The organism is Klebsiella sp. YJ (assembly GCF_002108615.1).
GTDB lineage: Bacteria > Pseudomonadota > Gammaproteobacteria > Enterobacterales > Enterobacteriaceae > Klebsiella > Klebsiella planticola.
This window is the reverse complement of the sequence record NZ_MTEG01000005.1, coordinates 184361-197586: the sequence shown is the minus strand read 5'-3', so window position 1 is coordinate 197586 and position 13226 is coordinate 184361. Positions and strand designations below refer to the sequence as shown.

Below are 13226 nucleotides of genomic sequence, written 5' to 3'. Positions count from 1 at the left end.
TGAATCAGCGCCCGATGAAAAAAACCCGAAATCTTGCTGTTTAATTCTTTTCGCCGACCAGGAAAGTGCGGAACTGCGGCGACATCCAGGTTTTAAACCCGTCGCCCTCTTTGATGATCATGTAGACCGCCAGCCCCTGCTGGCGCACCACTTCCTGCGCCCTTTCCGGCCCCAGCACCATCAGGCCGGTATCCCAGCCGTCCGCTTCCAGCGCCGTCGGAGCGATAACCGTGACCGAGACCAGTTTATGATCGATAGGCCGGCCGGTTTGCGGATCGATAACGTGGGAAATACGTTTACCGTCCAGCTCATAGTAGTTGCGGTAGCTGCCGGAGGTACTGATCCCATGTCCGTTGATATCAACAATCGCCTGTACGGCATTCTCGCGATCGGTGGGTTTCTGGATGGCCACCCGCCACGGCTGCCCGTCGCCATTCATCCCCCGGCTGACCAACGCCCCGCCGACCGAAACCAGGTATCGGGAAATGCCCTCCTGCTCCATCAGGCGAGCCAGATGATCGGCGGCATAGCCTTCGCCAACGGTGGAGAGATCGACAAACAGATCCGGGATGTCTTTTTGCAGATATTGCCGATCCGCGTGGTTAATGACCGTCAGATGCTGGAGCCCCGTGCGCGCTTTCGCGGCGGCGATCTGCTGAGGATCCGGCGTTTTAACCGGTTGCTTGTCGGGGCCAAACCCCCAGAGGTTCACCAGCGGCCCCACCGTAATATCCATGGCGCCCGCGGTTTTTGCGCCGATGCGCAGCGAGAGGGTGACAATATCAGCCATCGCTTCGCTGACCGGCCACGGATCGGTCGTGGTGGCATGGTTAAAGCGCATCAGCGCAGAATCGTTTTTCCAGGTGGAGAGCAGGCGATCGTCGGCATCGAGCTGTGCCTGGACCTTCTGTCGCAGCGCCTCGGCTTTGGCTTCATCAACGCCAATGACGCTGACCCGCCAGAATGTGCCCATCGTCTTACCATCCAGCACGGTCGCGGCACTTTTTGGCGCAGTGGGGGTGGTGGCTGAATCGCAGCCGGAAAGCAGTACGCAGACGCTGAACAGCGCGCTACGGAAAAAAGTGATATCCATAAAATCAGGTTCCTCTTGCTAAGGCAGCAAGATTACACCAGCGAGGTTAAACCGGGCATAAAAAAAGGCGCCAGAGGCGCCTTTTTTCGTCACTTCAGCGTGCTTAGAACTGGTAAACCAGGCCCAGAGCAACCACGTCGTCGGTAGAGATACCGGCGTTACGGGTGAAGCTGTTGTCGTCCAGCAGGTTGATTTTGTAGTCAACGTAGGTGGACATGTTTTTGTTGAAGTAGTAGGTCGCGCCTACATCAACATATTTCAGGATATCCTGGTCGCCGTAGGAGCCCATGTCCTTACCTTTAGACTGCAGGTAAGCAACGGACGGACGCAGACCGAAGTCGAACTGGTACTGAGCAACCACTTCGAAGTTCTGTGCTTTGTTAGCAAAGCCCAGGTCACCCGCGCGAGTTGCGTTGTAGGTCTGGGTGTACTGAGTTGCCAGGTAGATGTTGTTCGCGTCGTATTTCAGGCCGCCGGTGTAGGTTTCAGCGTGGTCGCCTTCACCCAGAACCAGTGCGTTCTGATCGTCGGTACGCTTGGAGTTAGCGTAAGCGAAACCAGCGCTGATGCCGTCCCAGATGTCATAAGTTACGGAAGTACCGAAACCGTCGCCGTTCTGTTTCAGAGCGCCACGACCGTTGTTGGTTGCGCCTTCGCCGCTAACGCTGCCGTTTTTACCCTGGTACTGCAGAGCAAAGTTCAGGCCGTCAACCAGACCGAAGAAGTCAGAGTTACGGTAGGTTGCAACGCCGTTAGCACGGGACTGCAGGAAGTTGTCAGAACCGTAGGTGTCGCCGCCGAATTCCGGCAGAACGTCGGTCCAGGAAGTTACGTCGTAAACAACGCCGTAGTTACGACCGTAGTCGAAAGAGCCCGCGTCGCCAAATTTCAGACCAGCAAACGCCAGACGAGTCCATGCCTGATTGCTGGAGCTTTCAGTGTTGTTCGCCTGAACGTTGTATTCCCACTGGCCGTAACCGGTCAGCTGGTCATTGATCTGAGTTTCGCCTTTAACGCCTACACGCATGTAGGTCTGGTCGCCGTCAACGCTCTTGTCGTCAGAGAAATAGTGCAGACCGTCGATTTTACCGTACAGGTCTAATTTGTTGCCGTCTTTGTTATAAATTTCAGCCGCATTCGCTGCGCCTGCTACCAGCAGAGCCGGTACCAGGAGGGACAGTACTTTAACTTTCATGTTATTAACCCTCTGTTTGTTATATGCCTTTTATTATTGCCACTGCTTACTGATTACCCTTCTAATCAGTCGGCTATATTCATTGTGCTGTAAAATGCAGAATAATCCAACAAGAATATGATACGAAAACTTCTAAGGTGTTTCAAAATGCGCACAAGATGTTTCAAATTGTAAACGCAGGGGAACTTTTCTTCATCGCTAAAAAGCACTAAAATAAGCACCAATAATCAAGAAAATAAATTTTCTCAATGAAGTTCATGCAGTTACACGTTGTTTCATGTATAGCACTGAATGACAAAACAAAATCCACCCCGGCGACTAGAATAACTCTCGCTATCATCATTAACTTTATTTATTACCGTCATTCAGTTCTGAATGTCTGTTTACCCCTATTTCAACCGGATGCCTCGCATTCGGTTTTTTTTTACCCTTCTTTACATAACTTTAATTACCCTGCGATATCCATGGAAAAAAATAACGGTTATTAATCAATCACCTCGCAAGTGAGTAAAGTCTTATCGAGATAATTTCTTGTTATTTAGTGCTATTTATTGCGTAAAACAGGTAAATAATTGTACAAGGTTCGCCTTGTTGTACATCTCATTGCGCCCGCTCTTTTTAAGATAATTCTCAGGATTAAAAAAAATTGCAGAACCGCAATCTGTAGTATGGATTTGATAAATTAGCCTTTATACTGCTTAGCGTATTCACTCTGCTAGCAGCTACCTGGGGCGATGCCCTGCTTACAAACCTTGATGAGTCGCTCCGTCACACGATGACCCAGAAAAAATTCTCCCTGATGCCAGGCAGCATCACCCGCTTCTTCGTTTTAATGGTCATCGTCCTGCTGGCGACGATGGGTGTTATGATCCAAAGCGCGGTCAATACCTGGCTGAAAGATAAAAGTTATCAGGTCATTGATGTCAGCCACGCGCTGCATAAACGCATCGATACCTGGCGCTACGCAACCTGGCAGATTTACGACAATATCGCCGCCACTCCGTCCAGCACCGTCAGCGATGGCCTGCAAGAAACGCGGTTGAAGCAGGATGTTTACTACCTGGAAAAACCGCGGCGCAAAACCGAAGCGCTGATCTTCGGATCCCACGATAGCTCCACCCTGGAGATGACGCAGAAAATGTCCAGCTACCTCGACATCCTGTGGGGAGCGGAAACCATCCCCTGGTCGATGTACTATCTGAATGGTCTGGATAACAGTCTGATCCTCGTATCGACGCTGCCGCTGAAAGACCTGTCATCCAGCTTTAAAGAGTCAACGATTACCAGCGTGGTTGAATCCCGTCGCGCAGAAATGTTGCTGCAGGCGAACACCCTGGACGAGAGGGAGACCTTTTCCTCCCTGCGCCGCCTCTCCTGGCAAAATGGCCACTATTTCACCCTGCGCACCACCTTTAACCAGCCGGGCCACCTGGCGACGGTTGTCGCCTTTGACCTGCCGATTAACGACCTGATTCCGCCCGGCATGTCGCTGGATAATTTCCGTATTGAACCCGACCCGGCGCAAAGCGCGGTCAGCAACCCGGAAAAAGAGACCGCCGATAGCGTCAATATCGACTTTAACGGTGCGCGGATTGAAATCATCACCAGCATTAGCACCACCGGTATGCGCCTGATCTGGGTGGTTCCCTTCGGTTCACTGCTGCTGGAGTCCCTGCAGAATATTCTCCTGCCGCTGCTGCTGATTATCGGCCTGCTGGCGCTAACGCTGTTCGGTTTCACGACGTTTCGTCATTTCAACGGCCGCGGCCGTCAGAACGGTACCGCCGTCTCTTCCGCGGCCAATAGCGAATTGCGCACCCTGCGCGCCATTAACGAAGAGATCGTCTCGCTGCTGCCGCTGGGGCTGCTGGTCCACGATCAGGAAGCCAACCGCACAATTATCAGTAACCCGATAGCCGATCATCTCCTGCCGCACCTCAATCTGCAAAACATCACCAACATGGCCGATCAGCATCAGGGGGTTATTCAGGCGACGATCAATAACGAGCTGTATGAAATACGCCAGTATCGCAGCCAGGTTGCGCCGCGGACGCAGATCTTCATTATTCGCGATCAGGACCGGGAGGTTCTGGTCAATAAGAAACTGAAACAGGCCCAGCGTCTGTATGAGAAAAATCAGCAGGGGCGCGTTGCATTTATGCAGCATATCGGCAGCGCCTTAAAACAGCCGGCGCAAAGCCTGGCCGAAGAAGCGGCAGCCATTGGCATTGCCCAAAGCCTGCAGCTTGCGCAGCATGCGGATCAGCTGGTACAGCTGGTTGATGAAATTCAGCTGGCAAATCTTCTGGAGAGCGACAGCTGGAAAAGTAATCCTGGACTGTTCTCCATTCAGGAGCTGATCGATGAAGTGGTGCCTGAGGTGCTGCCGGCCATTAAACGTAAAGGTCTGCAGCTGTTGATTAACAATGCGCTGCCGGCCAACGAACAACGCTATGGCGATCGCGAAGCGCTGCGCCGCACGCTGCTGTTGCTCATTCAATACTCGGTGACCACGACGCAAATTGGCAAAATCACGCTCGAAGTGAGTAAAGATGAATCCGCAGACGACCGGCTGACCTTCCGTATTCTGGATACCGGCAACGGCGTTTCCGGCAACGAAATCGACAATATGCACTTCCCGTTCCTGAACGAGACCCAGTCCGACCTGTATGGTAAAGCCAACGCCCTCACCTTCTGGCTCTGCGATCGTCTGACGCGCAGGCTTGGCGGTCAGATGAATATCAAGGCGCGTGAGTCGCTGGGAACGCGTTATTCTCTCCATCTCAAAATGGCGGCCAGCGAAGAAGAGAGCGACTCCGGCGAGCATCTGCTGGATGATGTCGTGGTGATGCTGGATATTACCGCCAATGAGGTCCGCCGGATTGTAGTGCGCCAGCTCGAAAGCTGGGGAGCCACCTGCATCACGCCGGATGAAAGGCTGACAAGTCAAGAATACGATCTCTTTTTAACGGATAATCCGTCTAATCTTACTGCTTCGGGCTTGCTTTTAAGCGATGATGAGGTCGGGATACGCAAAATTGGCCCAGGCCAGCTGCGTGTCAATTTTAATATCAGCACGGCAATGCAGGAAGCGATTCTGCAACTGATTGAACAGCAGCTGGCGCAGGAAGAGGGACAATCCACCTCTGCGGGAAGCGAGAGTAACGCCGAACTCCATGCCAGCGGCTATTACGCACTGTTTGCCGACACAGTTCCGGATGATGTTAAGAGGCTGTATACTGAACTGGCAACGAGCGACTTAGCTGCGCTGGCGCAGACAGCGCACCGCCTCAAAGGGGCGTTTGCTATGCTTAATCTGATACCCGGCAAACAGTTATGTGAAACGCTTGAGCATCTGATTCGCGAGAAAGATGCGCAAGGCATAGAAAAATATATCAGCGACATTGACGTTTACGTCAAGAGCTTGCTGTAGCAAGGTAGCCTAATACATGAACACTATGAACGTAATTATTGCCGATGACCACCCGATCGTACTGTTCGGTATTCGTAAATCCCTTGAGCAAATCGAATGGGTCAACGTAGTCGGCGAATTTGAAGATTCAACGGCACTTATCAATAATCTTCCTAAGTTAGACGCACACGTTTTGATTACCGACCTGTCGATGCCTGGCGATAAATACGGCGACGGGATCACGTTGATCAAATACATCAAACGCCATTTCCCGGATCTGTCTATCATCGTTCTGACGATGAATAACAACCCGGCGATCCTTAGCGCTGTGCTGGATCTGGATATCGAAGGGATCGTGCTGAAACAAGGCGCCCCGACCGATCTGCCTAAAGCGCTGGCGGCGCTGCAGAAAGGCAAAAAATTCACTCCGGAAAGCGTTTCGCGCCTGCTGGAAAAAATCAGCGCCAGCGGTTACGGCGACAAGCGCCTGTCGCCGAAAGAGAGCGAAGTGCTGCGCCTGTTCGCCGAAGGGTTTCTCGTGACCGAGATTGCCAAAAAGCTGAACCGCAGCATTAAAACCATCAGCAGCCAGAAGAAATCGGCGATGATGAAGCTGGGCGTGGAAAACGATATCGCGCTGCTGAACTATCTGTCTTCCGTTTCTCTGAGCGCCACCGACAAAGAGTAACGCTGCCTGCCCGGATAACGGCGTCGCGCTTTATCCGGGCTGGTACACAATCGGTTCCCTGCCCTACTCCCTTTCCTGACGTTCTTTACGCACCCGCGCGGCGTAGACCGCCAGCGTCTGCTTGATAATATCGAGCGTCACCGGTTTAGACAGACAGTTATCCATACCAGACTCCAGACAGCGCTGTTTCTCCTCAGCCAGCGCGTTGGCGGTCACCCCAATTACCGGCAGGGTCATTCCCAGCTCGCGGATACGTTGCGTCAGGCGATAGCCATCCATATTCGGCATGTTGACATCGCTCAGCACGATATCGATATGCTGTTTGCTCAGCACGCCCAGCGCATCGACCCCATCGTTTGCCGTCACGCACTGATATCCCAGCGAGCCAAGCTGGTCGGCCAACAGCCGACGGTTAATCGGATGATCGTCCACCACCAGGATCATCATATCGTCATTGCTGGCGACTTGCGTTTCCGGAGCAGCGAGCGCCGGACCGTGTTCGGTGGTCGTCACCGCAATCCGGAAGATACGTCCCAGTAGCGGCAGCAGCTCGTGCGGTGTCGTCACGCTGTGTATCCACTCGCCGGGCGCGCGTTCCAGCGGAATACCGATATGGCGGCGACAGAAAATCACCGCCGCACTCCCCTGCCAGCGAGCATCCGGCTCATCATCCGTCAGCAAAATATCATCTGCACCGGGCTGCTGCCCGTCATAGATTTGGGCGTGAAGACCGTGATGGGTAAGCAGCGACTCGACAAACAGCGCCAGGGAGGTATTGCGGATAGCCAGCCAGCAGCATTTACCCACCAGACCATCAATCACCAGCGGCGAGCGGTTTTGCACGCCGTACAGCGGAATACGAATAGTAAAGCGGCTGCCCATTCCCGGTTCGGTTTCGACGGCAATATCGCCGTCCATCATGCTGATGAGCTTTTCACATATCGCCAGCCCCAGACCGGTACCCTGGAAGTTGCGCTGCACGCCGGTCCCCACCTGGAAGAACGGGTCAAACAGGCGCACCACCTCTTTTGCCGGGATCCCTTCGCCCGTATCGCGCACGCTAATTTGCAGGTAATCCCCGGCACACTGCACGTGCAGGACGATGCAGCCGGTGTCGGTAAACTTAATGGCGTTGCTCAGCAGGTTAGAAATGACCTGCTGCAAACGCATCGGATCGCCGGACATCAGCTGCGGAACGTCAGGCTCGATAAAGCAGTAGAGCCCCAGCTGTTTACGTACCACCAGCGGTAAATAGTTGGCCGAGATATGGTTCATCACCTCACGCGGCGAAAATTCGCCGGGTTCGATTTTCAGCTGCTCGGATTCAATTTTCGAGAAGTCGAGGATATCGCTGATGATTTTCAGCAGCAGGCTCGAGGAGTTATTCATCGCCGTGACCAGCCTGTCGACGCCCTTCGGCAGCTCTTTGGTTTGCAACAGGTCAAGGTTACCGATAATTCCATATAGCGGCGTACGCAGCTCATGGCTGACGGTGGCGAGGAACATCGATTTCGACTGGCTGGCCTGCTCCGCGGCCTGCGCCATCTCCTGCAACGACTCTTCCATCTTGACGCGGGCGCTGACGTCCACCAGCACGCAAATCGCGACGTTTTCATTGCGATAGCGCGAATGCACGAAGCTAATCTGCAGGTTGGTGTTGTTACTGGTCAACACATCCACGAAGTTGACCTGCTGGCCGCAAATAATCTGCGTTAACCGCTGCCGATCCTCATGGGTTAACATATTGAGGTAGTTGTGCGCCAGTTCGTTGCTCAGAATATTGGTGCCATCGAGGGTGCGCAGGATACAAATTCCCACCGGCGCCGACGCGACAATTTTACGGTTGAACTGCTCATGCTCTTCCAGCCGCTGGGCATCATTCTCCGCCGGGATAAAGATCCGCCGCTCATACATCCGCGCCAGGGCAAACAGAATCACCCCGGTCAGAATATTCAGGACAATCGCGTTGATAATCAGCATCCGGATACGTTCAAGCACCTGATCGACCGACACGGAATAGACAATGCTTAACGACGATGGCGGCAGGCTCTTCTTCAGCGCCAGCTCGCGGAAACCCGCGGTGTAGCCAAACCAGATCCGCTCCTGCATCCAGCGGGCTTCGCTCTTGATTTTGTTATCCTGCCCGGCAAGAGAAATAAGCGGCTGCCCGTTGTCGTCGAGAATCGTGACGCTCATTGGCAGACTGCCCGGCGTAAAGAAGCTCTCCATACGAATGGTCTGCTCAATACCCAGCAACGCCTGCAGGCGGTTTGCCATATAAACCGGCGTCAGGGCGTAAAAATAGCCCACGCCCGGACGCACGCCCTGGCTTATCCAGAACAGGTTGTTGCCGCGCTCGTTTTGCGGCGCATCGCGGTACTGCTCAATACGCTGGTGCAGCACTTTCAGCGCCTGATCGCGCTCCAGCGGCATTTCCCGCAGGCCAAAGTTGGCCATACACAAATTATCGCTGCCAATGAGAAAGATGCGGTTGAGGTCATAGGCCGCGGAAAAGTTATCGCGCCAGTAGCGCATAAACCACGCCAGCGACTGCAGAGAGTTGCGCCAGGTGGCGCCCATGGTCCCGCAATCAGAATCAGGGTACAGCGGCTCGAAATCAGGGACGGCGATGTTGCCGCCCGGAGCGGGAGTCGCCCCCCCCTCGCCGCCGCTGGTCGGACGGTTTCCCGCCACGTATTTCAGCTCTTTAATCACATCCGCGGTTCGCTGGATATAGCGCTGTGCCTGATCGGCATTGAGGTTAAATTCCTGGCGGATTTCCGACTCTCTGTCATGCAGGGCATTGACGATATAGAACACGGAAACGAAAGCGATCAGCATCCAGAGCAGTACCGCCAGCGCTCTGAACAGGTAGCGTGAAACCTTTAGCGTGGTATGAAAAGAGGCAAGATATTTCAATGGGGCGATACTCGGCCGTCAGGGACTCAACAGAATGGGGTTAAGGTAGCGGTAAACACGTTTCGTCGCAACGTTATACTCTCTGGATTTCGCGTCGGATAAAGGGCGGCGTACAAATAAAAAAGGGCCGGAGTCTCTCCCGGCCCTTTTCGCACCACTAGCGCAGATTATTCTTCATCTTCGACAGTGTCATCATCGGCGTCAGCGTCAGTTTCCGGCGCGATCTCGTCGTCACCTTCCGCCACGCTGCCGTCGATGGCATCCAGCTCTTCGTCATCAACCGGCTCGGCTACGCGCTGCAGACCCACAACGTTTTCATCTTCCGCGGTACGGATCAGAATAACGCCCTGCGTGTTACGACCGACGATGCTGACTTCCGACACGCGCGTACGCACCAGCGTACCCGCATCGGTGATCATCATGATCTGATCGCAATCATCGACCTGCACGGCACCGACCACGGAACCGTTACGCTCGGTGACCTTAATGGAGATCACGCCCTGCGTTGCACGGGACTTAGTCGGATACTCTGCCGCCGCCGTACGTTTACCGTAACCATTCTGCGTGACGGTCAGGATAGCGCCTTCGCCGCGTGGAATGATCAGCGAGACCACTTTATCGTCACCCGCCAGCTTGATGCCGCGAACGCCGGTTGCGGTACGGCCCATGGCACGGACCGCGCTCTCTTTAAAGCGCACCACTTTACCGGCGGCTGAGAACAGCATCGCTTCATCGTTACCGTTCGTCAGGTCAACGCCAATCAGCTCGTCGCCTTCGTTCAGGTTCACCGCGATGATCCCGGCAGAACGCGGACGGCTGAACTCGGTCAGCGCGGTTTTCTTCACGGTACCGCTGGCGGTCGCCATAAAGACGTTCACGCCTTCTTCGTATTCGCGTACCGGCAGAATAGCGGTAATGCGTTCGTTAGCTTCCAGCGGCAGCAGGTTGACGATTGGACGCCCGCGCGCACCACGGCTGGCTTCCGGCAGCTGATAAACCTTCATCCAGTACAGGCGACCACGGCTGGAGAAGCAGAGGATCGTGTCATGGGTATTGGCCACCAGCAGGCGGTCGATAAAGTCTTCTTCTTTAATACGTGCGGCCGATTTACCTTTGCCACCGCGACGCTGCGCCTCATAGTCGGTCAGCGGCTGATACTTCACATAGCCCTGGTGAGACAGGGTGACCACCACATCTTCCTGGTTGATCAGATCTTCGATGTTGATATCCGCGGTGTTGGCAGTGATTTCGGTACGACGCGCGTCGCCGAACTGTTCGCGCATGGCTTCCAGCTCTTCCCGAATCACTTCCATCAGACGATCGGCGCTGCCGAGGATATGCAGCAGTTCAGCGATCTGTTCCAGCAGCTCTTTATATTCATCGAGCAGTTTTTCATGCTCAAGGCCGGTCAGTTTCTGCAGACGCAGATCCAGGATCGCCTGGGCCTGCTGTTCGGTCAGATAGTATTGACCGTCGCGCACGCCGAACTCTGGCTCGAGCCACTCCGGACGCGCGGCATCATCACCGGCACGTTCCAGCATCGCCGCCACGTTGCCCAGATCCCATGGACGCGCGATCAGGCCAGCTTTAGCTTCCGCAGGCGTTGGCGCACGGCGGATAAGCTCGATGATCGGGTCGATGTTGGCCAGCGCAATCGCCAGCGCTTCAAGGATATGCGCACGATCGCGGGCTTTACGCAGTTCGAAAATGGTACGACGCGTCACCACTTCACGGCGGTGGCGCACGAACGCAGAAAGAATATCTTTCAGGTTCATGATCTTCGGCTGGCCATGGTGCAGCGCAACCATGTTAATACCGAAGGAGACCTGCAGCTGCGTCTGGGAGTAGAGGTTGTTGAGAACCACTTCGCCCACCGCATCGCGTTTCACTTCAATCACGATGCGCATCCCGTCTTTATCAGACTCGTCACGCAGCGCGCTGATGCCTTCAACGCGTTTGTCTTTCACCAGCTCGGCAATTTTCTCGATCAGGCGCGCTTTGTTCACCTGATACGGAATTTCGTGCACGATGATGGTTTCACGACCCGTCTTCGCATCGGTTTCCACCTCAGCGCGGGCGCGAATATAAATTTTGCCACGACCGGTGCGGTAAGCTTCCTCAATCCCACGACGACCATTAATAATGGCGGCAGTCGGGAAGTCCGGACCCGGGATGTGCTCCATCAGCCCTTCGACGGAGATATTTTCATCGTCGATATAGGCCAGGCAGCCGTTGATCACTTCCGTCAGGTTGTGCGGCGGAATGTTGGTTGCCATCCCGACGGCGATACCGGACGAACCGTTCACCAGCAGGTTAGGGATTTTCGTCGGCATGACGTCAGGAATACGTTCCGTACCGTCATAGTTATCAACGAAATCAACCGTCTCTTTTTCCAGGTCGGCCATCAGCTCGTGGGCGATTTTCGACATACGGATTTCCGTATAACGCATCGCTGCGGCGGAGTCGCCATCGACAGAACCGAAGTTACCCTGGCCATCGACCAGCATATAACGCAAGGAGAATGGCTGTGCCATACGTACAATGGTGTCATAAACGGCGGTATCACCATGAGGGTGGTATTTACCGATTACGTCACCAACGACACGGGCGGATTTTTTATAGGCTTTGTTCCAGTCATTGCCCAATACGTTCATGGCGTAAAGTACGCGACGGTGTACCGGTTTCAGGCCATCTCGGACATCCGGCAGCGCACGGCCAACAATGACCGACATCGCATAATCCAGATACGAGCTCTTAAGCTCTTCCTCAATGTTGACCGGTGTAATTTCTCTCGCAAGGTCGCTCATCTAACCGCTATCCCTCTACTGTATCCCGGATTCAAAGGTCGCAAATTATAACACAGCCACGGTGATACGGGTAAACCTATACCCAATGAATTTCGCGCCGCATCGTGGCGGCAAATGCAGGCGCTCCGATTCGCGCTATCGGGTCCCGGCAAAAGGCGATGGGGATAGACGGTTTATTCATGTCGGTCACCTGATATACTCGGCGGTCTGAACAGAAAAGGAGTCGAAGCGCCCATGAATGCCGAAAAACAGCCGGTGGCCCACAACGTTGATCATCATGAAATTGCTAAATTTGAAGCCGTCGCCTCGCGCTGGTGGGACTTAGAGGGCGAGTTCAAGCCCTTACATCGTATCAACCCGCTGCGTCTTGGCTATATTGCGGAGCGTTCTGGCGGCCTGTTTGGCAAAAAGGTACTCGATGTTGGCTGCGGCGGCGGCATCCTTGCCGAGAGCATGGCCCGTGAAGGCGCAACGGTAACCGGGCTCGACATGGGCTTTGAACCGCTGCAGGTAGCGAAGCTGCACGCGCTGGAAAGCGGCGTTCAGGTCAAGTATGTCCAGGAGACGGTAGAAGAGCACGCGGCGAAGCACGCCGGTCAGTACGATGTGGTGACCTGCATGGAAATGCTGGAGCACGTTCCGGATCCACAATCGGTGGTGCACGCCTGCGCACGGCTGGTGAAGCCCGGCGGTCAGGTCTTCTTCTCGACCATTAACCGCAATGGTAAAGCGTGGCTGATGGCGGTAGTCGGCGCTGAGTACGTGATGAAAATGGTGCCCAAAGGGACGCACGACGTGAAGAAATTCATTAAGCCGGCGGAGCTGATTGGCTGGGTTGATCAGACTACTCTGAAAGAGCAGCATATCATCGGCCTGCATTACAATCCGCTGACCAACACCTTCAAGCTGGCGCCGGGCGTAGATGTTAACTATATGTTGCATACAACCGCGAAAAGCGCATAACGTCAGCAGTTTTTCATATGATGATTATTTGATGATTGCGCGGCATCAAGCCGCGTAATTTTTACATCCGTCGAAGAAATCAGCATTCGATCAAATTTTCATATTTATTTTCCAGTTTATTGACATCTCCGCCAGGCCTTATGCGGCGT

At 54.2% G+C, this 13226-nt stretch carries 7 protein-coding genes; 3 read left to right on the top strand and 4 right to left on the bottom strand.

From position 1 onward, the window contains the following. Positions 1 to 40: 40 nt before the first annotated feature. Both apbE and ompK36 read right to left on the bottom strand, forming a co-directional pair. On the bottom strand, positions 41 to 1093 hold the full coding sequence (apbE, locus tag BV390_RS06805) for an FAD:protein FMN transferase ApbE (RefSeq protein ID WP_032699095.1): 1053 nt from the start codon (positions 1091 to 1093) through the stop codon (positions 41 to 43). A 103-nt stretch (positions 1094 to 1196) separates the two neighbouring features. Beyond that, a complete protein-coding gene (gene ompK36 / locus BV390_RS06800) occupies positions 1197 to 2288 on the bottom strand; it encodes a porin OmpK36 (protein ID WP_085396739.1) in 1092 nt (363 codons plus the stop codon). A gap of 775 nt (positions 2289 to 3063) precedes the next feature. On the opposite strand from ompK36, the gene rcsD reads away from it, so the two are divergent. Then, positions 3064 to 5721 carry a phosphotransferase RcsD gene (gene rcsD / locus BV390_RS06790; protein ID WP_085396738.1) on the top strand — a complete coding sequence of 886 codons (2658 nt, stop codon included), beginning with the start codon at positions 3064 to 3066 and terminating at the stop codon, positions 5719 to 5721. Positions 5722 to 5737: 16 nt separating this feature from the next. After that, positions 5738 to 6388 carry a response regulator transcription factor RcsB gene (gene rcsB, locus BV390_RS06785; RefSeq protein WP_002913007.1) on the top strand — a complete coding sequence of 217 codons (651 nt, stop codon included), beginning with the start codon at positions 5738 to 5740 and terminating at the stop codon, positions 6386 to 6388. A gap of 63 nt (positions 6389 to 6451) precedes the next feature. Here the strand turns inward: rcsB and rcsC are convergent, their stop codons facing one another. Further along, on the bottom strand, positions 6452 to 9307 hold the full coding sequence (gene rcsC, locus BV390_RS06780; RefSeq protein ID WP_032695459.1) for a two-component system sensor histidine kinase RcsC: 2856 nt from the start codon (positions 9305 to 9307) through the stop codon (positions 6452 to 6454). 167 nt (positions 9308 to 9474) lie between these two features. Beyond that, positions 9475 to 12114 (bottom strand): DNA topoisomerase (ATP-hydrolyzing) subunit A, encoded by a 2640-nt coding sequence (gene gyrA, locus BV390_RS06775; RefSeq protein WP_032686665.1) that lies wholly within the window; start codon positions 12112 to 12114, stop codon positions 9475 to 9477. Between the two features lie 234 nt (positions 12115 to 12348). On the opposite strand from gyrA, the gene ubiG reads away from it, so the two are divergent. Then, the gene (gene ubiG, locus BV390_RS06770; RefSeq protein WP_085396737.1) at positions 12349 to 13077 is read left to right on the top strand and encodes a bifunctional 2-polyprenyl-6-hydroxyphenol methylase/3-demethylubiquinol 3-O-methyltransferase UbiG; all 729 of its coding nucleotides are present in this window, start codon (positions 12349 to 12351) and stop codon (positions 13075 to 13077) included. The last annotated feature ends 149 nt before the right edge of the window (positions 13078 to 13226 follow it).